The following is a 23,511-nucleotide window of genomic DNA, read 5'->3' as shown; positions in this document are numbered from 1 at the left end:
TTGAAATGAGGTTTCAACTTTCTTCATTAAGGTCCATTTTGAACGTCTCCGCTGCCTTACGCCAGGTCGTTTCCCGCACGCCCTGGTACGCCAAACGCAAGAGTTATAAAGTTCTATTCTGGCGCGAAATCACCCCGCTTGCCGTACCTATTTTTCTGGAAAATACCTGCGTGCTCTTAATGGGGGTACTGAGTACCTTCCTGGTAAGCTGGCTGGGCAAAGAAGCGATGGCAGGCGTCGGCCTCGCCGACAGTTTCAATATGGTCATCATGGCATTTTTTGCCGCCATCGATCTTGGCACCACGGTAGTCGTGGCCTTTAGTCTGGGAAAACGCGATCGTCGTCGAGCCCGAGCCGCAGCCAGACAGTCGCTGGTGATCATGACAATTTTTGCCGTCGTGCTGGCCGCGATCATTCATTACTTTGGGGAACAGATCATTAATGTCGTTGCCGGAGAAGCGACACCTGAGGTTAAAGCGCTGGCGCTAACGTATCTTGAACTGACGGTGCTCAGTTATCCTGCGGCAGCCATTGCGTTGATCGGCAGTGGGGCGCTACGCGGTGCTGGAAACACCAAAATACCGCTGCTGATTAACGGCGGTATGAACATACTGAACATCATCATCAGTAGTATCCTGATCTACGGTATTTTTTCCTGGCAAGGGCTGGGGTTTGAAGGCGCTGGGCTGGGGTTGACGATTTCTCGTTACATCGGCGCTGTCGCCATTATCTGGGTATTGATGATTGGTTTTAACCCGGCGCTGCGGATTCCCCTGAAGAGCTATTTTAAGCCGTTGAATTTTGCCATTATCTGGGAGGTGATGGGGATCGGTATTCCTGCGAGTATCGAATCAGTACTGTTTAACGGCGGTAAGCTGCTCACTCAGATGTTTGTCTCAGGGATGGGAACCAGCGTCATTGCCGGTAACTTTATTGCCTTCTCTATCGCAGCACTGATTAACCTGCCCGGCAATGCTCTGGGTTCTGCCTCCACCATTATTACCGGGCGGCGTCTGGGAAATGGACAGATTGCCCAGGCTGAGATTCAGTTGCGGCATGTATTCTGGCTATCCACAATTGGTTTAACCGCCATAGCCTGGTTATCAGCTCCCTTTGCCGGATTAATGGCCTCGTTCTATACCCGCGATCAGGATGTAAAAGAGGTCATAGTTGTTCTGATTTGGCTCAACGCGGCATTTATGCCGATATGGGCGGCATCGTGGGTTCTTCCTTCCGGGTTTAAGGGGGCTCGCGATGTCCGTTTTGCGATGTGGGTTTCCATGCTGGGCATGTGGGGCTGTCGCGTGGTGGCAGGTTATACCCTCGGGATCGTCTTAGATTGGGGGGTCGTCGGGGTTTGGATGGGGATGTTCTTCGACTGGGCAGTGCGTGCTGCGCTGTTTTACTGGCGCATGATCACCGGGCGATGGTTATGGAAGTATCCGCGTTCGGAACGGGAAAAGTCTATAAAACAACCCGTTGCGTCTGAATAAGCAACGAAATGAAGAAATATTCGGCAAACGATCGCATTTCTCCATTCAGGCTTTGACAACGCTGACTGGCATCGCTAATATTCGCCCCGTTCACACGATTCCTCTGTAGTTCAGTCGGTAGAACGGCGGACTGTTAATCCGTATGTCACTGGTTCGAGTCCAGTCAGAGGAGCCATATTTAAGAAACCTGCTTAGGAAACTAAGCGGGTTTTTTGCTTTTAGCGCAGTACAGCCGTTTGAGTCGGGATAGCAAGCCAGGCGGCGGTTTCACCTATCGAAAATTGTTTATCCAAAACGTTTTGCTGTGCGAAGGGTCCGATCCTTTTTGGAGAGAATACGGTCAACTAACGTCAGTTTCGTTTCCTGGGAATATTGTGATTTAGTCAAAAAAAACTGCACCTTATTCAGTTGGATAACCAATCTTGGGGTGCAGTCCACTACGCTTTTCGGTCCGACGGAATACCTTAAAACGGGCCAGAAGGCCCGATATTTTATCCTGCGACGTTCACCTGTGCGGCAGCATTCTTTGCCCGTTCAACCGCCTCGTCAACGCTTTCATCTGTTGCCAGCACAACGCCTAAGCGACGTGAGCCATCAATTTCCGGCTTACCGAACAGACGAAGCTGCAAACCTGCGCCAACGGCACTTTCTACGTGATTAAACGTCACATTCTGACTGGTGAGTTGTGGCAGGATAACGGCTGATGCGGACGGACCATATTGGCGGATTGCGCCGATGGGTAATCCGAGGAACGCGCGGACGTGCAGCGCAAACTCGGACAGATCCTGCGAAATTAACGTCACCATGCCGGTGTCGTGTGGGCGAGGGGAGACTTCGCTGAAAATTACCTCATCACCGCAAACAAATAGCTCTACGCCAAACAATCCGTGACCGCCCAACGCCAGCACGACCTTGCGGGCAATTTCCTGTGCGCGTTTCAGTGCCAGTTCACTCATCTGCTGCGGCTGCCAGGATTCGCGGTAATCGCCATCTTCCTGGCGATGGCCTACCGGCGCGCAGAAGTGCACACCGTCAACGGCACTGACGGTGAGTAGGGTGATTTCAAAATCAAAATTCACCACCCCTTCCACTATCACGCGTCCCGCACCGGCTCGACCGCCCTGCTGGGCATATTCCCAGGCTTCGGTAAGCTGCTCAGCGGAGCGAATAAAGCTCTGACCTTTGCCGGAAGAACTCATTACCGGTTTCACGATACATGGAAAGCCGATTTCAGCCACCGCATCACGAAAGCGGGCTTCGCTATCGGCGAAGCGGAAAGAGGATGTGGGTAATAACAGCTCTTCAGCAGCCAGACGACGAATGCCTTCACGGTTCATGGTCAACTGTGTGGCGCGCGCGCAAGGCACGACGTTCATACCTTCCTGTTCCAGTTTTACCAGCATATCCGTCGCAATAGCTTCAATTTCTGGCACGATATAATGGGGTTTTTCGCGCTCGACAACCTCGCGCAATGCCTCGCCATCCAGCATATTAATCACGTACGCACGGTGGGCTACGTGCATTGCTGGCGCGTCGGGGTAACGATCCACGGCGATGACTTCTACACCCAGGCGTTGGCATTCAATCGCCACTTCTTTACCCAGTTCCCCTGAACCTAATAACATCACTCGCGTTGCTGCCGGACGCAGCGCTGTGCCTAATAACGTCATAAATTAATCCCCTGTTTTATCTGGGCGCAGTATATACGAAAACGTTTGCGTCTGTCTTTATTACCAGGTTGATTTTGCGGCTGAAAAAGAATATACTGTACATAATTACAGGTAATTTAAGAGGCTGCAAAATGGCGGTTGAAGTTAAATACGTAGTCATTCGGGAAGGTGAGGAAAAAATGTCGTTTACCAGCAAAAAGGAAGCCGATGCGTATGACAAAATGCTGGATACAGCAGACCTGCTAGACACCTGGCTGGAGCAGTCGCCGGTCGCGCTGGAAGATGAACAGCGTGAAGCGCTTTCTCTGTGGCTGGCCGAGCAAAAAGACGTGCTAAGTGCGATCCTGAAAAACGGCAAACTGCCGTCGCCTCAGGCAGTAGAAAACACGGCGTCCGACGGAGATGACACACAAGCAGCCTGATCCGACTTGCGCTCCCGGCGTTTTGTACCATGCTTTTCCCTGAATCATTGTGCTGTACCCAACTGATTTCGCGTTGCATTTCTGCGGCCTGAAGGACGAAGGGGATAAAGGAGAAAAGAATGAATAAAAGAAAAACGCTGTTAAGCCTGCTGCTGTTATCCGCCAGCGTGTCGACCTTTGCTGCAAATACGGAAAGTAAGACCGTTCAGTTTCCCAAGTGTGAGGGACTGAACGCCGACGGTATTGCTGCGAGCGTGAAACGTGATTATCAGCAAAATCGTATCGTGCGCTGGGCTGACGATCAGAAAAAACTGGGACAACTCGATCCTGTTGCCTGGGTTAATCCACAGGACATTGTCGGCAAAGACGGGCAGTGGACGGTACCACTTACCGTGCGCGGTAAGAGTGCGGATATTCGCTATCAGGTGAAGGTTGATTGCAAAACGGGCAGCGCAGAGTATCTGGCGCAGTAACCTGGTATTTGCGCATCTTTTGCTACAATAGACACTTCCTGACATCCCCTCGGGTACGCTGTGATAATTAATCGTCAGTATTTGAGGGGCAAAATGGCTAACTGGCTGAATCAACTGCAATCTCTTCTTGGGCAAAAAGGATCTTCCGCGTCTTCTTCGGGCGATCAGGGACTGAGCAAATTGCTGGTTCCCGGCGCATTAGGCGGACTGGCGGGGTTACTGGTAGCCAATAAATCCTCGCGCAAATTGTTGACCAAGTACGGCACCAGTGCGCTGCTCGTCGGTGGCGGCGCGGTGGCTGGTAGCGTGTTATGGAACAAATACAAAGATAAAGTCCGCACGGCGCATCAGGATGAGCCGCAGTTTGGCGTGCAAAGTACGCCGGTGGATGAGCGGACTGAACGCCTGATCCTCGCGCTGGTTTTTGCGGCAAAAAGCGATGGTCATATCGATGCAAAAGAGCGTGCGGCCATCGATCAGCAGCTGCGTGAAGCGGGAGTAGAAGACCAGGGGCGTATCCTGATTGAACGCGCCATTGAGCAACCGCTGGATCCTCAGCGTCTGGCACAGGGGATCCGCAACGAAGAAGAGGCGCTGGAAATCTACTTCCTCAGCTGTGCGGCGATTGATATCGACCACTTTATGGAGCGCAGCTATCTGAGCGCGCTGGGCGATGCGTTAAAGATCCCACAGGATGTTCGAGAAGGTATTGAGCAAGATCTTAAGCAACAAAAACAGGCATTGCCGGGCTAAATAGTTACGGCGCAGGAGCATATTTCGCTTGCATCATTGCTGACTTTTGCCACCCTTATAGGATGATTAAGCAAAAGAACAATGACATGCTACCGAACGCTCCTCGTATTCCACACGCCATGACGCAACATGGCGACACCCGCGTCGATAATTATTACTGGTTGCGAGATGACACGCGCTCGCAGCCAGAGGTCCTCGATTACCTGCAGCAAGAAAATGCTTATGGTCGCCAGGTTATGGCCTCACAGCAGGCATTACAGGATCGCGTGCTGAAAGAAATTATCGACCGTATTCCCCCGCAGGATGTTTCGGCTCCCTACGTGAAAAACGGTTATCGCTACCGGCATATCTATGAGCCCGGTTGTGAGTATGCCATTTACCAGCGTCAGTCTGCGCTCAGCGAAGAGTGGGATGCCTGGGATACGTTGCTGGACGGAAACCAGCGCGCAGCTCACAGCGAGTTTTATACACTGGGCGGTCTGGCAATCTCCCCGGACAACACCATCATGGCGCTGGCTGAGGATTATCTCTCGCGCCGGCAATATGGTGTGCGTTTTCGCAATCTGCAAAGCGGTAACTGGTATCCGGAAGTCCTCGACAACGTCGAGCCTGAACTCGTCTGGGCCAATGACTCGCAAACTTTCTACTACGTGCGTAAGCATGAAACAACGTTACTGCCGTATCAGGTCTGGCGACACACCATCGGTTCGCCGTCATCCGAAGACAGGCTGGTATATGAAGAGGCAGACGATATGTTTTATGTCAGTCTGCACAAAACGACTTCGCAGCATTATGTCGCTATTCATATTGCCAGTGCGACCACCAGTGAGGTTCTGCTGCTTGACGCTGAGCTGGCCGACGCTGAACCGTTGGTTTTTTTACCGCGGCGTAAAGACCATGAGTACAGCCTCGATCACTATCAGCACGCGTTTTATCTGCGATCTAACCGACAGGGTAAAAACTTTGGTCTGTACCGTACCCGTATGCGTGATGAACAGACCTGGGAAGCGTTAATTCCGCCGCGTGAAAACGTTATGCTGGAAGGGTTTACGCTGTTTACCGATTGGCTGGTGGTGGAAGAACGTCAGCAGGGCTTAACCAGCCTGCGGCAGATCAACCGTAAGACGCGTGAAGTGGTTGGGATTGCCTTTGACGATCCGGCTTATGTCACCTGGCTTGCCTATAATCCCGAACCGGAGACGTCGCGGCTGCGCTATGGTTATTCATCCATGACGACACCGGACACGCTATTTGAACTGGATATGGACACGGGAGAGCGACGGGTGCTCAAACAGACGGATGTCCCCGGTTTTGATGCGACAAACTACCGCAGCGAGCATGTGTGGGTAACCGCCCGTGATGGCGTAGAGGTGCCGGTTTCACTGGTTTATCATCAGCGGCATTTCCAAAAAGGGAAAAATCCACTGCTGGTATATGGATATGGTTCGTATGGCGCCAGCATGGATGCTGATTTCAGCAGCAGCCGTTTGAGCCTGCTGGATCGCGGCTTTGTATATGCTATTGCCCACGTCCGTGGCGGTGGTGAGCTGGGGCAGCAGTGGTACGAAGACGGTAAATTCTTGCAGAAGAAAAATACCTTCAACGATTATCTCGACGTCTGTGACGCGCTGCTCAAACTGGGCTACGGAGCGCCTTCACTCTGCTACGGCATGGGAGGAAGCGCGGGTGGAATGCTGATGGGGGTCGCCATTAACGAACGTCCGGAGTTATTTCACGGCGTGGTTGCCCAAGTGCCGTTTGTTGACGTAGTCACAACGATGCTGGACGAGTCGATCCCGCTCACCACCGGGGAATTTGAAGAGTGGGGCAACCCGCAGGATGTGGAGTATTACGCTTACATGAAAAGCTACAGCCCATACGATAACGTCACCACACAGGCTTATCCGCATCTGCTGGTCACCACCGGGCTTCACGACTCCCAGGTGCAATACTGGGAACCGGCAAAGTGGGTAGCGAAACTGAGGGAGCTGAAAACGGACGACAATCTACTGTTGCTGTGTACGGATATGGACTCCGGTCACGGCGGCAAGTCCGGACGTTTTAAATCTTATGAAGGTGTGGCCCTTGAGTTCGCCTTTTTGATTGGCCTGGCGCAGGGGACGTTGCCCGGCAACGCGGCCGTCTAGGCGTTATCCAGATAGTGCTTCAATGTTAACCGCAGTTCCGGGCTCATACTGTCAAGGTTATTAAACAGCCAGCGCAGATAGCCCGGATCGCGTTCTGCCACCTCGGAAACGGGTTTACCGCGGTATTTACCAAAGGTAAATGTGGTTAACAGCGCAGGGCGACCGGTGATCTCGACCATTTGCTCTGCCGACCAGCCTGAGGTGTTCATGATGTCGATCAGCAGTGCCGCGGTAATGTAGCAATCGTATAGCGCGCGGTGCTGATGCAAACCAACGGGGGTTTGTACGCTCAGCTTGCGGGAATTATACAGCGCCATGTTGCTGTATTTTATCCCCGGCCACAGGCGGCGGGACAGCTTCATCGTGCAAATCCATTCCCCAGGCATGTCCGGCAATACGCGACGGTCGAAACTGGCGTTGTGCGCGACGTACCACTCGCTACCGTAATAATGATGGATGACGTCTTCAATCCACGGTTTATCCGCCACCATGGCTTCCGTAATCCGATGTATCGCCATTGCCTGCGGGCTGATGGGGCGGTCGGGTCGCACCAGGTGGCTCATCGGATTCACAATTTTGCCATCAACCACATCGACAGATGCGATCTCAACAATGCCTCCCTGCAGACCGCAGGTTTCTGTATCTATTATGCGCAGCATGCCATGCTCCTGGCCGAAAACGCCTAGCGTAATGGAATGATATCGCCTTGCCAACCCTGAGAGGTGCGCTTGCCGGTTAAGAGAAGTGAGCCGCTGTCCGCGCGAACAATTAAACGGCCCCGTTCATCCCATAATGCGCTGCTTCCGCGCGCATTGGCCATCAGTACCGCAATGGCGAACTGATGCGAGAAACGTTGCAGGCGAGAGGTTGATGAGAGAAGTTCAGATTCGCTGACGCACTGGCAGGTGGTAAACAGTGAAAACGCAGGATCAATATCGATGCCTTCTGGCTGGCTGTCGACAACGCTAATGGTATTTCGCTGTCTGGCAATACAAGCCCCATGGCTCTGGTGGAACATTAAGGGGGCGGTCATCCACGGCGAAAAAAGCGCCATACCTTTCACAAAACGTTCGTTATGTTCAACCGGCAATCCCACAATAATGGTCATGCGATACGTCGCCGCGGCGTGGGCGAGGGGCTGCAACAGAGATTCATCGGGTGGGGCTGGCAGCTCATCGCTTTCATCCATACAACCTAATAGAGAAAGGGAGGGGAAAACCAGCAATTCACATTGGCATTTGGCCGCCGCCCTGATGAATTGCAGGTGATGGGCGACATGTTCAGTTAGTGAGGTTTGAAGCGGTTCATACTGCGCTGCGGCAATTTTCCAGTGTGACATAATGACTTCCTTTTCATAGTGTCTACAATCATCTCTAAAGTATAGATTAAGAATATACTTATACTGTAGCAGTCATCATGTAAGGAATCGTAACGTATTATAAGGTTTATTTAACTTTCGGCTCGTAAGGTAAACGTGAGAGGGAAACGGACGCTAAACGATGCGCAATTAACCGTTCACGAAACCAGTCTCGCAGGTGTGCGGGTTGCTCACGTTCGACGACTTCGGCAACAACAGGCATGTTATAGCGCTCTTTAAAGGCGACACCAGCGGCGGCCAGGTCAACATTGACCTTATCCATTTCAGATTGTTCGAGTTTGGCCAGATTCATGCGTTTCTCCTTATAGGTATCCCGTAGCGCGCAAAAGTTACTAAGAGTGTGCGCTAATGGCAAGCCTGAATTGATGATTCTCGACTCGTTCATTGTAGAAGGTTATTCTCTATAGATTAGACATAACAAAAAGGAATAGTTGATATGGCTTCATCTGCATCCTCACTTCGCTTTGCTCTCATCGCTCTCGTCTCCACGTTGATTTCTCCTGCCGCACTGGCACATGCACACCTGACGCAACTAAATCCGGCGGCGAATGCGCAGATTACCGCGTCTCCTGAGGCGCTGACCCTGAATTTTTCAGAGGGCGTTGAACCTGCATTCAGCGGTGCAACGCTGACAGGCCCACAGCAGCAGCCGATTAAAACGGGTAAGGCGACGCGTAATGAGCAGGATAAGACGCAACTGCTCGTTCCTGTGGAACAATCGCTGGACGCCGGAAAATATACGGTTGACTGGCACGTTGTGTCGGTAGACGGTCACAAAACCAAAGGACACTATACCTTTAGCGTGAAATAAAACGATGCTGGCATTCACCTGGGTTACGCTGCGGTTTATCCATTTCACCTCTTTAATGCTGGTATTTGGCTGTGCGCTGTACGGCGCCTGGTTGGCACCTGTTTCGGTACGACGTTTAATGATGCGCCGTTTTATGCGCCTGCAACGCCATGCCGCGATGTGGAGCTTTATCAGCGCGACGCTGATGCTGGCTGTCCAAGGGGGATTAATGGGGTCCGGCTGGCAGGATGTTTTCTCCGTTGATATATGGGGAGCGGTCCTGCAAACGCAGTTTGGCGGCGTATGGCTGTGGCAAATTATCCTCGCGCTGGTTACGCTGGTGGTGACCCTCATTGTGCCGCGCAGTATGTCACGACTGCTGCTGATGCTGACGATTGCGCAGTGTATTTTATTAGCCGGTGTCGGACATGCGACGCTGCATGACGGCGCAACGCGGGCGGTGCAGCAGCTTAATCACGCTCTGCATCTGGTCTGCGCCGCTGCCTGGTTTGGCGGCTTGCTGCCCGTTCTTTACTGTATGAGAATGGCGCAAGGCCGCTGGCAACAACAGGCGATCGCCACCATGATGCGTTTTTCCCGCTTTGGGCATCTTTTCGTTATTGGCGTCTTGCTGACGGGCATCACCAACGGCCTGTTTATTGTCGGATTATCCTTTCCCTGGCATGCAGCCTATGGGCAACTTCTGTTGTTAAAATGTGTGCTGGTCGCGCTAATGGTGGCGATTGCGCTGGCGAACCGGTATGTTCTCGTACCACGTATGCAGCAGGATAATCGCTGCATGACTCTCTATTTTATTTGGATGACTAAGATTGAATGGGGAATAGGGGCCGTCGTGCTGGCAATCGTCAGCCTGTTTGCAACCCTGGAACCGTTCTGATGGACTGGCAAAACGTATGAAAAAATTGATTATCTCTGTGTTCCTGCTGGCAAGTTCAGGAGCTGCATTGGCCGCGCCGCAGGTTATTACCGTCAGTCGCTTTGAGGTTGGCAAAGACAAGTGGGCGTTTAATCGCGAAGAAGTGATGCTGACGTGCCGACCGGGTAATGCGCTGTATGTCATCAACCCCAGCACGCTGGTGCAATACCCGCTGAACGATATTGCCAGACAGCAGGTAGCAAGCGGTAAAACGACCGCCAAACCGATCGACATTATCCAGATTGACGATCCGGCAAAGCCTGGCGACAAAATGAGCCTGGCCCCGTTTATTGAGCGTGCAGAAAAGCTCTGTTAATTGTCAGATGTAGCTTTCTGATTTCCAATAAAAAACCGCAACGTTCTGGCTGCAGAACTTGCGGTTTTTGCATTCTAGCGGGTGACAATCGTCCTTTTTTTCAGGCCACTTTGGTCGCGGACTGGAAAACCTGGCGCTGTCATCTATTCTTAAATGGCAGGGTAACTTAGCCTGCATTAATGCCAACTTTTAGCGCACGGCTCTCTCCCAAGAGCCATTTCCCTGGACCGAATACAGGAATCGTATTCGGTCTCTTTTTATCTGTCGAATACGATGCCGTCCAGGGCAAAACACTGCGTGTCGCATGCTGTATTCTTCCCAAACCATACCATACTCCGCCCCTCAATCGTCCAGGCTTTTTTGCTGCTATTGTTAAATTATTATAAGGGCGATCGCTCTATCCGGGAGGTCGAATGGAACACCCTGATGCTGTCTACCAGAGAATAGAAGGTACGCGTTGGCGCCACGTCTGGGTGGTGGGGGATCTCCACGGCTGTTTTTCCATGTTGATGGCTAAATTGCGCCAGTGCCGTTTTGATCCGTGGCAGGATCTGCTGGTTTCAGTCGGTGATGTGATTGACCGTGGACCAGACAGTTTGCGCTGTCTGGTGTTATTGCGTAAAAACTGGATGGTAGCGGTCAGGGGGAATCATGAGCAGATGGCGCTGGATGCGCTGACAACGGGAGAACAGTTGCTGTGGCAAATGAACGGGGGAGAGTGGTTTACCCATGCCGTGCAACCGGCGGCGAGGCATGCGCTTGAGGCGTGTCAGCAATTACCCTGGATTGTGGAACTGCGCTGTCAGAATGGTGTGCACGTTATTGCCCATGCCGATTACCCGGATGATGAATATCAATGGCAAAAGCATGTCGATTTACAGCGGGTATTGTGGGATCGCTCGCGGTTGATGAACAAAAGTGGCGGAATTGGTGGCGCGGACCATTTCTGGTTTGGTCATACGCCGCTGCGCCATCGTCTGGACGTTGATAACCTGCACTATATCGATACCGGTGCGGTATTCGGCGGCGAGCTAACGATGGTGCAATTACAATAATCAAAAATCGCTATATTCCTGCGCAGGTCGCCAGAAGCTGTCGATGTAGCCATCTGCTGGCAGGCATCCGCCATTGCGAATCCGCTGATCGTCCATCGAAATAAGGCACTGCTGTTCCGTATTGTAGACATCGACCACGATGTCTTCACAACCGCCATCCAGGTAGCAAACAAAAAGAACCAGCGTGAACATTCCATCCCCAAATTATACTGCCGTACCGATAGTGTAGAAGAGGTTACTGCGTGGGGGAAATGGAGACATAAATAACCCGTCTGGCGACGGGTTCTTTTTGAATCAGGCAAAACGCATGATCCAGGCATCTGACTTACGATCGTAGTGCTCGCGGAATAGAACAGAATGTTCGCCATTAAGGAGAGCCGGGACGCTGGTATCGGCATCCCAGGCGTCCAGTTGCATACATAAATCCGGATCGGATTTACACGGAATGGTTAACGTTCGGTCTCCCGGCGATTCGCCGTGTAACTCGGCGTCGTCGATTTCAAAAGCGCCAATGCGCACACTGGTTTTCATCATCGTGCTCTCCGTCAATTTGCTGGTTGTGGTACGACCAGTTAGGCCGTCCATTTTTCAGCGTAGTCAACGTGAGCAAAAGTGCCAGTAAAAACGTGCGTTATCCTGTAAAGAGTTTGCCATCCCGGACAAGATCGCGTGGATAGCTGTTCTTCAACCGTGAACCAATCCGTTTTGCCAGCCCAATCGGCTGGTGCTGGAAGGTGACCAGCACGTCGTCGCTGGCAGGCGCGGTCTGCGGGTAGACATCTCTGCCGCGATACCACTCTTCTGCTTCTTCAAGGTTCAGTTCGAACGCGTTGCGGTGATGTGGGTTGGCGAGAGCGATGACGGCCTCATGTTGCCAGCGGTACCCTTTATTGTGGGTTTCAGCCAGCTTAACCCCGAGGCGGGAAAAACGCACTTTACCAATCAGTGATTCAATCTCAACAGGGAATAGCCAGACTTCTTTATCACGCTGCCAGAGGCGAAGATTGTCTTCCCATTGTAATCCGCTGGCGTTTGCCGCCGCAGTGATTTGTGCGGTTTCACGACCTTTCAATGGGCTGAACGGGAAATTGCCGACCTTATATTTAGGGGCAGGCAGAGGAGGGATAGCGGCTGTTTTTCGCAAACGGGCAACAAAGAATCCTTCGCAGTCGTAAATTTGCGGGAAGACATGCAGAAAACCTTCTGGTGTCAGCGCACGTTCAGCATCCGGGAATAAATCACCTAATGGGAGAAACTCCACGGCGTCCGGATAGGTTTCTAGTAGCCACTGCATGACGAGTTCATTTTCATCACGGTTCAGCGTACAGGTGGAATACACCAGCGTGCCGCCAGGGCGTAAAGCATGAAATGCGCTGTCGAGCAGTTCGCGCTGGGTGGCGGCAATCTCAAGATTACTGGCGACGGACCAGTTTTTCAGCGCATCGGGATCTTTACGCACCACGCCTTCACCGGAGCACGGTGCGTCCAGTAGGATGGCATCGAAAGATTCTGGCAACGCTGCGCCAAATACGCGTCCGTCAAAGTGGGTGAGGGCAACGTTAGCGATCCCACAGCGGCTGATATTGGCATGCAGCACTTTAACGCGACTGGCGGAAAACTCATTGGCCAGGATCGCGCCCTTATTCTTCATTTTTGCGGCGATTTGCGTGGTTTTTGAACCCGGCGCGGCGGCTACGTCCATTACCCGATCCGGAGTATTCCCTTCGGCAAACAGCGCGGCAACCGGCAGCATTGAACTGGCTTCCTGAATATAAAACAGCCCACTTAAATGCTCGGCGGTGCTGCCCAGTGGGACTGACTGCTCTTCGTCACGCTCGATCCAGAACCCTTCTTCACACCAGGGGATCGGCGTGAGCGACCAGCCGTAAGGTGCCGTTAAGGCGAGGAAATCGGCAACGGAGATTTTCAGTGTATTGACACGAATGCTGCGTCGTAACGGACGCTGGCAGGCGGCGAGAAAATCATCGAAAGAGAGCGTGGAAGGCATTGCTTCCCGCATTTGAGTCAGAAAGGCGTCAGGAAAATAAGCCACTTGGTACCACCGGAAAAAAAACAGGCGCGCAGTGTAGCATATTTGCTCCGGCGCGAGTACGCCGGAGCAGGAGGGTCATTAACGCGGCAGGGCGGTTCCCCATTCACGCCACTCTTTGGGTTCGCTTTCCAGCAACAGGAAGTGTTTTCCAGCCTGTGCTTTTGGTGCCAGTGGCGTACCCGGTGGAGTGGCGAAGGCAATACCGCCGCGAATGAACTGATTAAAGGTCCCGGTTTTCACCACGCCGCCGGTCAGGCCGAAGTCGAGGTTGTAGCCGGACGCCAGCCAGAACACGGAGTTATTACGCACCAGATGCTGATAGCGCTGGCTGATGCGCATGGCAATCATCACGCGGTCAGAAAGCGAACCCAGCGTCAGCCCGGTGACGGTACCCACCTCGATACCTCTGAACAGAACCGGAGTGCCGATATTCAGCGACCCGGCTTCCGGCGCTTCGACCACGATGCTCAGGCCATCAAGATAACGCGAGTCGGTAATAGTGGCTTCCTGTAGCTCAAAATCACGGCGTGGATTCCCGCGACCCGGCTCCACGTTAATATAAGGCTGCAAGATGGTATCGAGGTGCTCCACACCTGCCGCAGAGATTTGCGGGGTAATTACCGAGAAGCGTGTCCCGCTGCGCGCAAAGGTCTGGACATATTCCGGGTACAGTACCGCTTTCGCCTGCACTTCATTGCGTGCGGTGATGAGTTCCAGGGTTTGGATCTGACCAATATCGATGCCAAGATAGCGAATTGGCATGCCCGCGGCGAGCTTACCGGCGTCAAAGGCGTGCAGGGTAATTTGGCCGCCTACCGCACGTGCGGCGGTTTCAGAAGCGTACAGAATCCGCTTGTCACCTTTGCGTTGGCTGGCGCTGGCACCGCTCAGGTTGTCGAAGCTAATTGCCCCTTTTAGCGCGCGAGACAACGGAGAAGCCTGTACGGTCAGTCCGCTACCGTTAAGTTGAACTTTTGCGCCGCCTTCTGCCCAGAACACGCTGTTGTTGGTTAACAGGTTGCGGTATTCCGGTTTGATGTGCAGGTCGATATCAAACGCATCGGCGCGAGGGCGCACGCTAATCACTTCACCCACTTCGAATTTACGGTACAGCACCACTGAACCGGCCTGAACGTCAGGCAACGTTTCGGCGCGCAGGCTGAGCGTGGTGGTCGGCAGATCGCTCAGGCTGTTTTCAATCGCTTTCTCCAGGTTGGCATAAAGCGGATAGCTGGTTTTCATTTCACCGTTGGTGCCGGGTAAAATACGAATACCGCCGCTAATCCATTCGCTGGCACTGGCTCCTAAGAACTCCACGCCGTCAATACCTACTTTGACGTCAACCCGACTGTTGACCACAAATTTACTGTCACCTTGTACCAGGTCGCGATGCTGGGGTTCGATGGCAACAGTAAAGGAAACGCCTTTGCTGGACAGCGTACGTTCAATCACTTGTCCAACCTGGACACCATGCAGGATCAGCGGTTGACCCGCCTCAATGCCGTAGCTTTCCGGTGCAGTCAGGGTGAGCGTCATCACACCTGGATCGTGCAGTAAAGATTTTTCGCCGGGAACCACCACAAACTGACTGCGAGGTTCGCCCTCGCCGGGGACCAGTTCGAAGGTTTTACCGGTTAACAGCGAACTGAGGTTCGCATCGCTCAACGACAATTTGGGGCTGTGCAGCTCAATGCGCGTATTGTCCCGCAGCAACGAGACGACGCTCGGATCCACCGTCATTTCGCCGGTGACTTTGCCTCCTGGGATAAGTTCCAGTTTTGTCAGCTCGCCGACCTCCAGGCCCTGGTACATCAGCGATGTGGACCCTGCTTTTAGCCCATCGCCGCTGGGTAATTCCAGCTTGATGATCACGCCGCGTTGGCTGTGGGCGAGGTCTTGATACAGACCAAATGTATCGTCGGCAACAGCGGGCTGTGAATCTTCCGGTGAGTCAAAGGCGATGGCACCATTCACCAGTGCGGCCAGACTTTCCAGCTTAACCTTCGCCCCACTGAGGCTGATATCCGCATTGACCCCAGACACGTTCCAGAAACGGCTGCCTTTTTTGACCAGATTAGTAAATCGGCGCTCAATGAGCACATCGATGGTTACGCCCTGATTATTGGGGTTAATGGTGTAGTCATATACCCTGCCTACCGGTATTTTGCGGAAATATACCAGCGAGCCGCTGTTCAGGGAGCCGAGGTCAGGTGCATGCAGATGCAACATTAAATCGCCGTTATTCAGGCGATACTTGGGCTGCGTATCCAGGGCGACGAAATGATCTCTCGGCTCTCCGGTTCCGGGCATCATTCCGATATAGTTTCCGCCAACCAGTGCGTCGAGGCCGGAAACGCCTGCCAGCGAGGCTTTTGGCGTCACCAGCCAGAACTGCGTATCTTTACGCAGGGCATCTTTCATGCTGGCCTTGATGCTGACGCGAACTTCAATCTTGCGCAGATTTTTGCTGAGACTGATATCCTGCACCGTGCCAACTTCGACACCCTGATAGCGAACAGGCGTCCGGCCCGGCACAATACCATCTGCAGACATAAAGTCGATGGTAACGGTGTTGCCGCGGTCTTCATAGCTTCCCCAGATCAGCCACCCGGCGATCATCAGGGCGATGAACGGTAGCAGCCAGAATGGAGAAATGCGGCGTTTTGTTTTAATCTGCGCTTCAGTCTGCGAAGCGGGCGTTTCCTGACTCATGTGCATCCCAAAGTAAGCGGCTGTCCAGCCATTCCACAGCAAGAATAGTCAAAATTACCGCTGCGCCGAAATAAAACGCAGCCGGTCCCATAGTAAAAGCCAGTATCTGGTCGCGATTAATCAGCGACATGGTTAAGGCAATAACAAATAGATCCAACATTGACCAGCGGCCAATCCACGTCACTATGCGCAGTAGCAGAATGCGCGTGCGTAAGCCCTGTTCACATTTAAATTGGATGCTAATCAATAGGGTAAGCATCACGATCACTTTGGTGAAAGGCACCAAAATACTGGCGATAAAGACGATTGCCGCGACACCAACATTGCTGCTTGCCAGCGACATAATGCCGGACAGGATCGTGTCTTCCTGCCGGGATCCGTTAACGTAAATAACCGAGATGGGCAGCAGATTAGCAGGCAGCAGCAGGACAATCGAGGCCAGCAGCGCGGCCCAGCACTTTTGTATGCTTTGATTCCTGCGCCAGCGCAACGGAATATGGCAACGCGGGCAGCGACTGCGGGTGTCCGGATAGCCTGTAAAATGGCAGCCGAGGCACACGCGAAGCTGTTCATCGGGGCGCCGTGCGGGTCTTTGCGGGTAAAAACGGTCCCACAACTGTTCCACGTTGAGGTGCGACAGCGTCAGAATACTGAGGATCACCAGCGCAAGAAAAGCATACAGCCCCACGCCCGGCAGCAGGAAAGCGTAGTCCTGCACTTTGATCGACGCGACGCCGATACCGACCAGGTAAATGTCGAGCATGACCCACTCTTTGAGTCTTTCCAGCATCAGCAGGACCGGGCGCAGGTTCATACCGAGAATGTTGCCTAACCACAGATAAGCAATGGACGAGACAAGTATTATCGGCGCGCCCATCACGCAAAAGAGCACGAAGGAGGCGGTGAGTGGATCACCCTGGCGGGTCATTTGCCAGATCCCCTGAACCACATTGGCGTCAATACGAATGCCTAATAAAAAGATGTGTAACAGCGGCTCTCCCCAGGCAAAAGGCATCAGCAGCAGCATGGTGAAGGCCATTGCCGCCAGCCGTGTTAATGACCAGTCGCGTCCGTCACGAATTTTTGCCTGACAGCGGGGACAGTATGCACTTTGGTGCGAACGCATTTTAGGCAAGCTAAATAGCATGTCGCATTCGGGGCAACGCTGGTAGTGCGCACGGGGTAGCGCCTCACCGACGGACCTGATCGCTATTTTTTTGGATGGCTTGATGCGTGGAGTATTTAGGGCCATGTATCGCGGATCAAAGTGTTAGAGTAATGTTATCTTAACCCATGACGGGAATGATCTTGAGCATTAACGCATTTAATGTTTATTTTAGTAGGCTGCAGTTTTAAGTAAGACAACTAAGTGATTACATAATGAACAAAATAGAGCTATACACGGATCTGAACCGTGATTTTCGCGCATTGATGGCAGGTGAAACCAGTTTTCTGGCAACGTTGGCAAATACCAGCGCCTTGTTGTACGAACGTCTTTCAGAAGTGAACTGGGCTGGTTTTTATCTGCTCGAAAACGACACGCTGGTGCTCGGTCCCTTCCAGGGAAAGATCGCCTGTGTGCGTATCCCTGTTGGGCGTGGCGTGTGTGGTACAGCGGTGGCGCAGAACCAGGTTCAGCGCATTGAAGACGTTCACGCCTTTGACGGGCACATTGCTTGCGATGCCGCCAGCAATGCTGAAATCGTCCTGCCAATCATGGTTGAAAATCAGATAATCGGCGTGCTGGATATTGATAGCACAGTGTTTGGCCGCTTTACTGAAGAGGATGAACAGGGGCTGCGTACGCTTGTGGCACAGCTTGAAACCGTGCTTGCAATGACGGATTACAAAAAATTCTTTGCGACCGTCGCAGGATAATCAACGGATAACGTAGCAATTACTGATGACGTCATTATAATGACGCCTGTTCATGCCTGCGCTTGTTGGCTACGTCCGTTGTAATCAGGAAATTTCATGGAAAATCAACCTAAGTTGAATAGCAGTAAAGAAGTTATCGCGTTTCTGGCCGAACGCTTCCCGCAATGTTTTAGTGCGGAAGGCGAAGCGCGCCCGCTGAAAATTGGCATTTTTCAGGATCTGGTAGAGCGTGTTGAGGGTGAAATGAACCTCAGCAAGACACAGCTTCGTTCTGCCTTACGTCTCTACACTTCAAGCTGGCGCTATCTGTATGGCGTTAAGCTGGGCGCAACGCGTGTCGATCTCGACGGCAACCCATGTGGTGAGCTGGATGAGCAACACGTCGAACATGCGCGCAAACAGCTTGAAGAAGCAAAAGCCCGCGTTCAGGCGCAACGTGCCGAGCAACAGGCGAAAAAACGCGAAGCGGCAGCTGCTGCGGGTGAAAAAGACGGCGCACCGCGTCGCGAGCGTAAGCCGCGTCCTGCTCCGCGTCGTAAAGAAGGTGCAGAGCGTAAACCTCGCGCTGAAAAACCGGCCGCTCAAGCACCGCGTGCTCCTCGCGAAGAACAGCATACCCCAGTGTCTGATATTTCAGTGCTGAAGGTAGGGCAGTCTTTAAAGGTGAAAGCAGGTAATAATGCGATGGATGCCACCGTATTAGAAATCACCAAAGATGGCGTCCGTGTACAGCTGAATTCGGGTATGTCTTTGATTGTACGCGCAGAACACTTGGTGTTCTGAAACGGAGGCCTGGCCTGGCATGAACACTTTTTTTAGGCTTACTGCGTTAGCTGGTCTGCTTGCATTAGCAGGCCAGGCACTCGCTGTGGAAGACATCACGCGTGCCGATCAACTCCCCATACTGAAGGAAGAAACGCAGCACGCGACGGTGAGCGAACGTGTCACATCGCGTTTTACGCGTTCTCATTATCGCCAGTTCGATCTGGATCAGGCGTTTTCGGCAAAAATTTTTGACCGCTATCTGAATCTGCTCGACTACAGCCATAACGTGCTGTTAGCGAGCGATATAGAGCAGTTTGCTAAAAAGAAAACCGTCATCGGTGATGAACTGCGCACGGGCAAGCTGGATGTCTTTTACGATCTCTACAATCTGGCGCAAAAGCGCCGGTTTGAACGTTACCAGTACGCGTTAAGCGTGCTGGCGCGTCCAATGGATTTCACCGGTAACGACACGTTTAACCTCGATCGCAGCAAGGCCCCATGGCCAAAAAGCGAAGCCGAGCTAAACGCATTGTGGGACGGTAAGGTTAAATTCGATGAACTTAGCCTGAAACTGACCGGTAAAACCGATGCTGAAATTCGTGAAACGCTGACCCGTCGTTACAAATTTGCTATTCGCCGTCTGGCGCAGACTAACAGTGAAGATGTGTTCTCACTGGCGATGACGGCGTTTGCGCGTGAAATCGATCCGCATACCAACTACCTGTCTCCGCGGAATACCGAACAGTTCAATACCGAAATGAGCCTGTCTCTGGAAGGTATTGGCGCGGTTCTGCAAATGGATGATGACTATACCGTTATTAATTCAATGGTAGCGGGTGGTCCGGCAGCCAAAAGCAAGGCGATAAGCGTAGGCGATCGTATTGTTGGCGTCGGCCAGGCTGGTAAAGGTGTCGTTGATGTGATTGGCTGGCGTCTCGATGACGTTGTCGCGCTGATCAAAGGACCAAAGGGTAGCAAGGTTCGCCTTGAAATCCTGCCTGCCGGTAAAGGCACCAAGACACGTACCGTTACGCTAACGCGTGAACGTATTCGTCTGGAAGACCGTGCTGTTAAAATGTCGGTCAAAACCGTTGGCAAAGAAAAAGTCGGTGTGCTCGATATTCCCGGTTTCTACGTTGGCTTGACGGATGACGTTAAAGTTCAGCTGCAGAAGCTGGAAAAACAGAATGTTAGCAGCGTGATCATCGATTTGCGCACTAACGGTGGTGGTGCACTGACCGAAGCCGTATCGCTTTCCGGTCTGTTTATTCCTTCTGGCCCTGTTGTTCAGGTTCGCGACAATAACGGTAAAGTGCGCGAAGACAGTGATACCGACGGCGTTGTTTACTATAAAGGCCCGCTGGTGGTGCTGGTTGACCGTTTCAGTGCTTCTGCTTCTGAGATTTTTGCCGCGGCAATGCAGGATTACGGCCGTGCGTTAATCGTCGGGGAACCGACCTTTGGTAAAGGCACCGTGCAGCAGTACCGTTCTCTGAACCGTATCTACGATCAGATGCTGCGTCCGGAATGGCCAGCGCTGGGTTCCGTTCAGTACACTATCCAGAAATTCTACCGTGTTAACGGTGGCAGCACGCAACGTAAGGGCGTGACGCCGGATATCATCATGCCGACAGGCAATGAAGAAACTGAAACCGGTGAGAAGTTCGAAGATAACGCCTTACCGTGGGATAGCGTTGATGCTGCAACCTATGCGAAGTCAGATAATTTAACGCCGTTTGGTCCTGAATTACTGAAAGAACATAATGCGCGTATCGTTAAAGATCCTGAGTTCCAGTACATCATGAAGGATATTGCTCGTTTCAATGCCCTGAAAGATAAGCGCAACATAGCGTCTCTGAATTACGCTCAGCGTGAGAAAGAGAATAACGAAGATGATGCCCTGCGTCTGGCGCGTATCAACGATCGCTTGAAGCGTGAAGGTAAACCGCCGCTGAAGAAACTGGACGATCTGCCGAAGGATTACCAGGAGCCGGATCCGTATCTCGATGAGACGGTGAAAATAGCGCTCGACCTGGCGCGTCTTGAAAAAGACAAGCCAGCGGAACAGTCTGCGACCAAACAGTAATATCCAACAGGCACAAGAAATTGTGCCTGTTTTTTTAACAAGCGTATGAAGTCGTCAGTCTGATACGGTAAAATGTAAAGTTGTGTCTTTCTACTGACTTAGCACGTATGCATGCTTGAAAATAGCCGTAAGACCCATACGATATGGGTAATCGCATAGTGCGTTTTGTTAAATTGAGGTTAAAAGAAAATTATGATGCGAATCGCGCTCTTCCTGCTGACGAACCTGGCTGTGATGGTCGTTTTCGGGCTGGTATTGAGCCTGACAGGGATTCAGTCAAGCAGCGTTCAAGGCTTGTTGATTATGGCTCTGCTGTTTGGTTTTGGTGGTTCCTTTATTTCGCTGCTGATGTCCAAATGGATGGCGTTAAAGTCCGTTGGTGGGGAAGTAATTGAACAGCCCCGTAATGAAAGAGAACGCTGGCTGATGAATACTGTAGCAACTCAGGCTCGTCAGGCTGGGATCGCTATGCCGCAGGTGGCTATTTACCATGCGCCAGATATTAACGCGTTTGCGACCGGCGCTCGCCGGGATGCGTCGCTGGTGGCTGTCAGCACCGGCTTGTTGCAAAACATGAGTCCCGATGAAGCCGAAGCCGTTATCGCACATGAAATTAGCCACATTGCCAATGGCGATATGGTTACCATGACGCTGATCCAGGGCGTGGTGAACACCTTTGTTATCTTTATCTCACGTATTCTGGCGCAACTCGCCGCCGGCTTTATGGGCGGAAACCGTGAAGAAGGTGAGGGTAGCAACGGCAACCCGCTAATCTATTTCGCGGTAGCGACGGTGCTGGAGCTGGTGTTTGGTATTCTGGCGAGCATTATTACCATGTGGTTCTCACGTCATCGTGAATTCCATGCGGATGCAGGCTCTGCCAAACTGGTGGGTCGTGAGAAAATGATTGCTGCGCTGCAGCGGCTGAAAACCAGCTATGAGCCGCAGGAAGCAACCAGCATGATGGCCTTCTGTATCAACGGTAAATCTAAGTCGCTGAGTGAGCTGTTTATGACTCACCCGCCGCTGGATAAGCGTATTGAAGCGCTGCGCAGTGGGGAATACCTGAAATAACCCGCAGCAGGTTAAATAATGAAGAAGCGCGTCGTTAGACGCGCTTTTTTTACGCCTGAATCCGAGGTTGGGTGATCCGCAGTCCGCTGACAATAGCGGCAAGCGTCGCCAGAATGCCAGCCGCCAGCAGAGACATGTGGGTACCGCTGTCGCCAAACTGATTCAACATCAACGCCACTAACGCGGCACCGGTGCTTTGTCCCAGTAAACGCGCCGTTCCCAGCATCCCGCTTGCGCCACCGCTGCGTTCACGCGGCGCGGAAGTGATGATGGTATGGTTGTTTGGTGACTGGAACAGACCAAAGCCAGCACCGCACAGAATCATCGGCCAGATAATATTGAAGTCCGACGGGGCGGAGGGCAGCAACACCAGAGAAAATAACCCGCACGCCATCACTACCATGCCTAATGCCCCTAAAAGCCCGGCGTGGACGCGCTCAATCAGGTAACCCGCCAGCGGTGCCATAACCATGGTGGCCAGCGGCCATGGAGTCAACAACAGACCTGTTTCAACTTCACTACGACCCAACACGGTTTGTAAAAAGAAGGGGAGAGAGACCATGGCCAACATTTGCGCGCAGAATGAACAGATCGAGGTGCCGATGGAGAGCGAAAAAAGCGGTATGCGTAGCAGATCAACCGGTAACAGCGGTACCGGTAGTGACAGCTGTCGACGGACAAAGAAATATCCCACCACGAGAAGTCCCGCCAGTTCAGCCCCGATTAGCGTGAGTGACTGTCCCTGGGCAAAACCACTGAGTGCCGTTATCAGCAAACCGAACGTTAACGCATTCATCACCGCGCTGGGTAAATCAAAACGGGGTTTATTGCTGCGTGCAGCGTTTGCGGGCAAAAAGCGCATAGCCAGCAGTAGAGCAATAATCCCAAGCGGTACGTTAATCAAAAACAACCATTTCCATGAGGCAATAGAGAGGATCGCCGCGGCAATAGTCGGACCTGCAGCAGACGAGACCGCCACGATGAATGAATTAATACCCATTCCGCGCCCCAGTTGGCGTTGAGGGTAAATAAGCCGGATCAGCGCCGTATTCACGCTCATTAATGCGGCTCCGCCAAACCCTTGTGCCACGCGCGCCAGCGTGAGCATCTGCAGGGAATCTGATAATGCGCAGAAGAGAGATGCGAGCAGAAAAACGACCAGTCCGCATTTATAAATACGTCGGTAGCCAAACATGTCGCCCAAAAAAGAAAATGAGAGTAGTGAAACCACTATCGCAATTTGATAGGCATTAACGACCCAAATTGAACTGGCGGGGGAGGCCTGAAGATCGGCGGCAATCGTCGGCAGGGCAACATTGGCAATTGCACCATCCAGTACGGCCATCGAAATACCCATAATAATGGTTAATATTGCGCCATATCGTTGGGGCAGCGGCAGGCCATCGGCCTGAAATTTATCCATAGGAAGTCAATATTGTCGGAAATTATGATGAGAATAATAATTTTAGCATTGATATTCAGGTGTTATGTCGCAGATTTGTAACTAAG

At 52.4% G+C, this 23,511-nt stretch carries 23 protein-coding genes and 1 tRNA gene; 14 read left to right on the top strand and 10 right to left on the bottom strand.

Annotated elements, in window-relative coordinates; translation table 11 throughout:
* Positions 1-5 precede the first annotated feature (5 nt).
* Both FDX22_RS07350 and FDX22_RS07345 read left to right on the top strand, forming a co-directional pair.
* Complete coding sequence (locus FDX22_RS07350) at positions 6-1,493, top strand: EmmdR/YeeO family multidrug/toxin efflux MATE transporter (RefSeq protein ID WP_304571754.1); 1,488 nt, start codon at positions 6-8, stop codon at positions 1,491-1,493.
* 99 nt (positions 1,494-1,592) lie between these two features.
* Positions 1,593-1,668: transfer RNA gene (locus FDX22_RS07345), tRNA-Asn, on the top strand.
* A gap of 316 nt (positions 1,669-1,984) precedes the next feature.
* On the opposite strand, the gene purT is transcribed toward FDX22_RS07345, so the two are convergent.
* On the bottom strand, positions 1,985-3,163 hold the full coding sequence (gene purT, locus FDX22_RS07340) for a formate-dependent phosphoribosylglycinamide formyltransferase (protein WP_146716936.1): 1,179 nt from the start codon (positions 3,161-3,163) through the stop codon (positions 1,985-1,987).
* A 131-nt stretch (positions 3,164-3,294) separates the two neighbouring features.
* Between purT and yebG the strand changes: the two genes are divergently transcribed.
* From yebG to ptrB, 4 genes are all read left to right on the top strand, one after another.
* The gene (gene yebG, locus FDX22_RS07335; RefSeq protein WP_115258185.1) at positions 3,295-3,585 is read left to right on the top strand and encodes a DNA damage-inducible protein YebG; all 291 of its coding nucleotides are present in this window, start codon (positions 3,295-3,297) and stop codon (positions 3,583-3,585) included.
* A gap of 119 nt (positions 3,586-3,704) precedes the next feature.
* Positions 3,705-4,058, top strand: coding sequence for a protein YebF (yebF, locus tag FDX22_RS07330; RefSeq protein WP_096756683.1), 354 nt, complete (start codon positions 3,705-3,707; stop codon positions 4,056-4,058).
* A 93-nt stretch (positions 4,059-4,151) separates the two neighbouring features.
* Entirely contained in the window at positions 4,152-4,811 is a 660-nt protein-coding gene (locus FDX22_RS07325; RefSeq protein ID WP_117343339.1) for a tellurite resistance TerB family protein, read from the top strand.
* A gap of 86 nt (positions 4,812-4,897) precedes the next feature.
* The gene (ptrB, locus tag FDX22_RS07320) at positions 4,898-6,958 is read left to right on the top strand and encodes an oligopeptidase B (protein ID WP_186805283.1); all 2,061 of its coding nucleotides are present in this window, start codon (positions 4,898-4,900) and stop codon (positions 6,956-6,958) included.
* On the opposite strand, the gene exoX is transcribed toward ptrB, so the two are convergent.
* The 3 genes from exoX to FDX22_RS07305 all read right to left on the bottom strand — a co-directional run bounded on the left by exoX (position 6,955) and on the right by FDX22_RS07305 (position 8,628).
* Entirely contained in the window at positions 6,955-7,617 is a 663-nt protein-coding gene (gene exoX / locus FDX22_RS07315; RefSeq protein WP_096756686.1) for an exodeoxyribonuclease X, read from the bottom strand. The genes ptrB and exoX overlap by 4 nt on opposite strands.
* 23 nt (positions 7,618-7,640) lie before the next feature.
* Entirely contained in the window at positions 7,641-8,297 is a 657-nt protein-coding gene (locus FDX22_RS07310) for a carbon-nitrogen hydrolase family protein (RefSeq protein WP_115258187.1), read from the bottom strand.
* 106 nt (positions 8,298-8,403) lie between these two features.
* Positions 8,404-8,628 (bottom strand): DNA polymerase III subunit theta, encoded by a 225-nt coding sequence (locus tag FDX22_RS07305; RefSeq protein ID WP_096756688.1) that lies wholly within the window; start codon positions 8,626-8,628, stop codon positions 8,404-8,406.
* A 144-nt stretch (positions 8,629-8,772) separates the two neighbouring features.
* Here FDX22_RS07305 and yobA point away from each other — a divergent pair, with 144 nt between their 5' ends.
* From yobA to pphA, 4 genes are all read left to right on the top strand, one after another.
* Positions 8,773-9,147: a CopC domain-containing protein YobA gene (gene yobA / locus FDX22_RS07300; protein WP_146716934.1), complete on the top strand. Its 375-nt coding sequence runs from the start codon at positions 8,773-8,775 to the stop codon at positions 9,145-9,147.
* 4 nt (positions 9,148-9,151) lie between these two features.
* Positions 9,152-10,024 (top strand): copper homeostasis membrane protein CopD, encoded by an 873-nt coding sequence (gene copD, locus FDX22_RS07295; protein WP_115258190.1) that lies wholly within the window; start codon positions 9,152-9,154, stop codon positions 10,022-10,024.
* 16 nt (positions 10,025-10,040) lie between these two features.
* The gene (locus tag FDX22_RS07290) at positions 10,041-10,379 is read left to right on the top strand and encodes a YebY family protein (protein ID WP_146716933.1); all 339 of its coding nucleotides are present in this window, start codon (positions 10,041-10,043) and stop codon (positions 10,377-10,379) included.
* 413 nt (positions 10,380-10,792) lie between these two features.
* Positions 10,793-11,434: a protein-serine/threonine phosphatase gene (gene pphA, locus FDX22_RS07285; protein WP_146716932.1), complete on the top strand. Its 642-nt coding sequence runs from the start codon at positions 10,793-10,795 to the stop codon at positions 11,432-11,434.
* Here pphA and FDX22_RS07280 read toward each other — a convergent pair whose 3' ends face one another.
* The 5 genes from FDX22_RS07280 to yebS all read right to left on the bottom strand — a co-directional run bounded on the left by FDX22_RS07280 (position 11,435) and on the right by yebS (position 17,451).
* A complete protein-coding gene (locus FDX22_RS07280) occupies positions 11,435-11,626 on the bottom strand; it encodes a YebW family protein (RefSeq protein ID WP_045444034.1) in 192 nt (63 codons plus the stop codon).
* A gap of 102 nt (positions 11,627-11,728) precedes the next feature.
* Positions 11,729-11,965, bottom strand: a complete 237-nt coding sequence (locus FDX22_RS07275) for a YebV family protein (RefSeq protein WP_161959030.1) — start codon at positions 11,963-11,965, stop codon at positions 11,729-11,731.
* A 100-nt stretch (positions 11,966-12,065) separates the two neighbouring features.
* Positions 12,066-13,487: a 16S rRNA (cytosine(1407)-C(5))-methyltransferase RsmF gene (gene rsmF / locus FDX22_RS07270; RefSeq protein WP_146716931.1), complete on the bottom strand. Its 1,422-nt coding sequence runs from the start codon at positions 13,485-13,487 to the stop codon at positions 12,066-12,068.
* A gap of 78 nt (positions 13,488-13,565) precedes the next feature.
* Positions 13,566-16,199: a PqiB family protein gene (locus tag FDX22_RS07265; protein ID WP_146716930.1), complete on the bottom strand. Its 2,634-nt coding sequence runs from the start codon at positions 16,197-16,199 to the stop codon at positions 13,566-13,568.
* Positions 16,168-17,451 carry a membrane integrity lipid transport subunit YebS gene (gene yebS, locus FDX22_RS07260; protein WP_135911872.1) on the bottom strand — a complete coding sequence of 428 codons (1,284 nt, stop codon included), beginning with the start codon at positions 17,449-17,451 and terminating at the stop codon, positions 16,168-16,170. Before yebS ends, FDX22_RS07265 begins: the two co-directional genes overlap by 32 nt.
* Positions 17,452-17,579: 128 nt before the next feature.
* Here yebS and FDX22_RS07255 point away from each other — a divergent pair, with 128 nt between their 5' ends.
* The 4 genes from FDX22_RS07255 to htpX all read left to right on the top strand — a co-directional run bounded on the left by FDX22_RS07255 (position 17,580) and on the right by htpX (position 22,002).
* Positions 17,580-18,077 carry a GAF domain-containing protein gene (locus tag FDX22_RS07255; protein ID WP_146716929.1) on the top strand — a complete coding sequence of 166 codons (498 nt, stop codon included), beginning with the start codon at positions 17,580-17,582 and terminating at the stop codon, positions 18,075-18,077.
* A 96-nt stretch (positions 18,078-18,173) separates the two neighbouring features.
* Positions 18,174-18,860, top strand: coding sequence for an RNA chaperone ProQ (gene proQ / locus FDX22_RS07250; protein ID WP_096756697.1), 687 nt, complete (start codon positions 18,174-18,176; stop codon positions 18,858-18,860).
* Between the two features lie 19 nt (positions 18,861-18,879).
* Positions 18,880-20,928, top strand: a complete 2,049-nt coding sequence (gene prc, locus FDX22_RS07245) for a carboxy terminal-processing peptidase (RefSeq protein WP_096756698.1) — start codon at positions 18,880-18,882, stop codon at positions 20,926-20,928.
* Between the two features lie 192 nt (positions 20,929-21,120).
* Positions 21,121-22,002 (top strand): protease HtpX, encoded by an 882-nt coding sequence (gene htpX / locus FDX22_RS07240; protein ID WP_096756699.1) that lies wholly within the window; start codon positions 21,121-21,123, stop codon positions 22,000-22,002.
* Between the two features lie 49 nt (positions 22,003-22,051).
* Here the strand turns inward: htpX and FDX22_RS07235 are convergent, their stop codons facing one another.
* The gene (locus tag FDX22_RS07235; RefSeq protein WP_117342934.1) at positions 22,052-23,425 is read right to left on the bottom strand and encodes an MFS transporter; all 1,374 of its coding nucleotides are present in this window, start codon (positions 23,423-23,425) and stop codon (positions 22,052-22,054) included.
* Positions 23,426-23,511 lie beyond the last annotated feature (86 nt).

Source organism: Citrobacter sp. TBCS-14, from assembly GCF_005280805.1.
GTDB lineage: Bacteria > Pseudomonadota > Gammaproteobacteria > Enterobacterales > Enterobacteriaceae > Citrobacter > Citrobacter gillenii.
This window is presented reverse-complemented; position numbering and strand designations above follow the sequence as displayed.

Bases quoted from the DNA above. Each gene is read 5' to 3' on its own strand.
- FDX22_RS07350 (WP_304571754.1), top strand. From the start codon at position 6: ATGAGGTTTCAACTTTCTTCATTAAGGTCCATTTTGAACGTCTCCGCT.
- purT (WP_146716936.1), bottom strand. From the start codon at position 3,163: ATGACGTTATTAGGCACAGCGCTGCGTCCGGCAGCAACGCGAGTGATG.
- yebG (WP_115258185.1), top strand. From the start codon at position 3,295: ATGGCGGTTGAAGTTAAATACGTAGTCATTCGGGAAGGTGAGGAAAAA.
- yebF (WP_096756683.1), top strand. From the start codon at position 3,705: ATGAATAAAAGAAAAACGCTGTTAAGCCTGCTGCTGTTATCCGCCAGC.
- FDX22_RS07325 (WP_117343339.1), top strand. From the start codon at position 4,152: ATGGCTAACTGGCTGAATCAACTGCAATCTCTTCTTGGGCAAAAAGGA.
- ptrB (WP_186805283.1), top strand. From the start codon at position 4,898: ATGCTACCGAACGCTCCTCGTATTCCACACGCCATGACGCAACATGGC.
- exoX (WP_096756686.1), bottom strand. From the start codon at position 7,617: ATGCTGCGCATAATAGATACAGAAACCTGCGGTCTGCAGGGAGGCATT.
- FDX22_RS07310 (WP_115258187.1), bottom strand. From the start codon at position 8,297: ATGTCACACTGGAAAATTGCCGCAGCGCAGTATGAACCGCTTCAAACC.
- FDX22_RS07305 (WP_096756688.1), bottom strand. From the start codon at position 8,628: ATGAATCTGGCCAAACTCGAACAATCTGAAATGGATAAGGTCAATGTT.
- yobA (WP_146716934.1), top strand. From the start codon at position 8,773: ATGGCTTCATCTGCATCCTCACTTCGCTTTGCTCTCATCGCTCTCGTC.
- copD (WP_115258190.1), top strand. From the start codon at position 9,152: ATGCTGGCATTCACCTGGGTTACGCTGCGGTTTATCCATTTCACCTCT.
- FDX22_RS07290 (WP_146716933.1), top strand. From the start codon at position 10,041: ATGAAAAAATTGATTATCTCTGTGTTCCTGCTGGCAAGTTCAGGAGCT.
- pphA (WP_146716932.1), top strand. From the start codon at position 10,793: ATGGAACACCCTGATGCTGTCTACCAGAGAATAGAAGGTACGCGTTGG.
- FDX22_RS07280 (WP_045444034.1), bottom strand. From the start codon at position 11,626: ATGTTCACGCTGGTTCTTTTTGTTTGCTACCTGGATGGCGGTTGTGAA.
- FDX22_RS07275 (WP_161959030.1), bottom strand. From the start codon at position 11,965: ATGAAAACCAGTGTGCGCATTGGCGCTTTTGAAATCGACGACGCCGAG.
- FDX22_RS07265 (WP_146716930.1), bottom strand. From the start codon at position 16,199: ATGAGTCAGGAAACGCCCGCTTCGCAGACTGAAGCGCAGATTAAAACA.
- yebS (WP_135911872.1), bottom strand. From the start codon at position 17,451: ATGGCCCTAAATACTCCACGCATCAAGCCATCCAAAAAAATAGCGATC.
- FDX22_RS07255 (WP_146716929.1), top strand. From the start codon at position 17,580: ATGAACAAAATAGAGCTATACACGGATCTGAACCGTGATTTTCGCGCA.
- proQ (WP_096756697.1), top strand. From the start codon at position 18,174: ATGGAAAATCAACCTAAGTTGAATAGCAGTAAAGAAGTTATCGCGTTT.
- prc (WP_096756698.1), top strand. From the start codon at position 18,880: ATGAACACTTTTTTTAGGCTTACTGCGTTAGCTGGTCTGCTTGCATTA.
- htpX (WP_096756699.1), top strand. From the start codon at position 21,121: ATGATGCGAATCGCGCTCTTCCTGCTGACGAACCTGGCTGTGATGGTC.
- FDX22_RS07235 (WP_117342934.1), bottom strand. From the start codon at position 23,425: ATGGATAAATTTCAGGCCGATGGCCTGCCGCTGCCCCAACGATATGGC.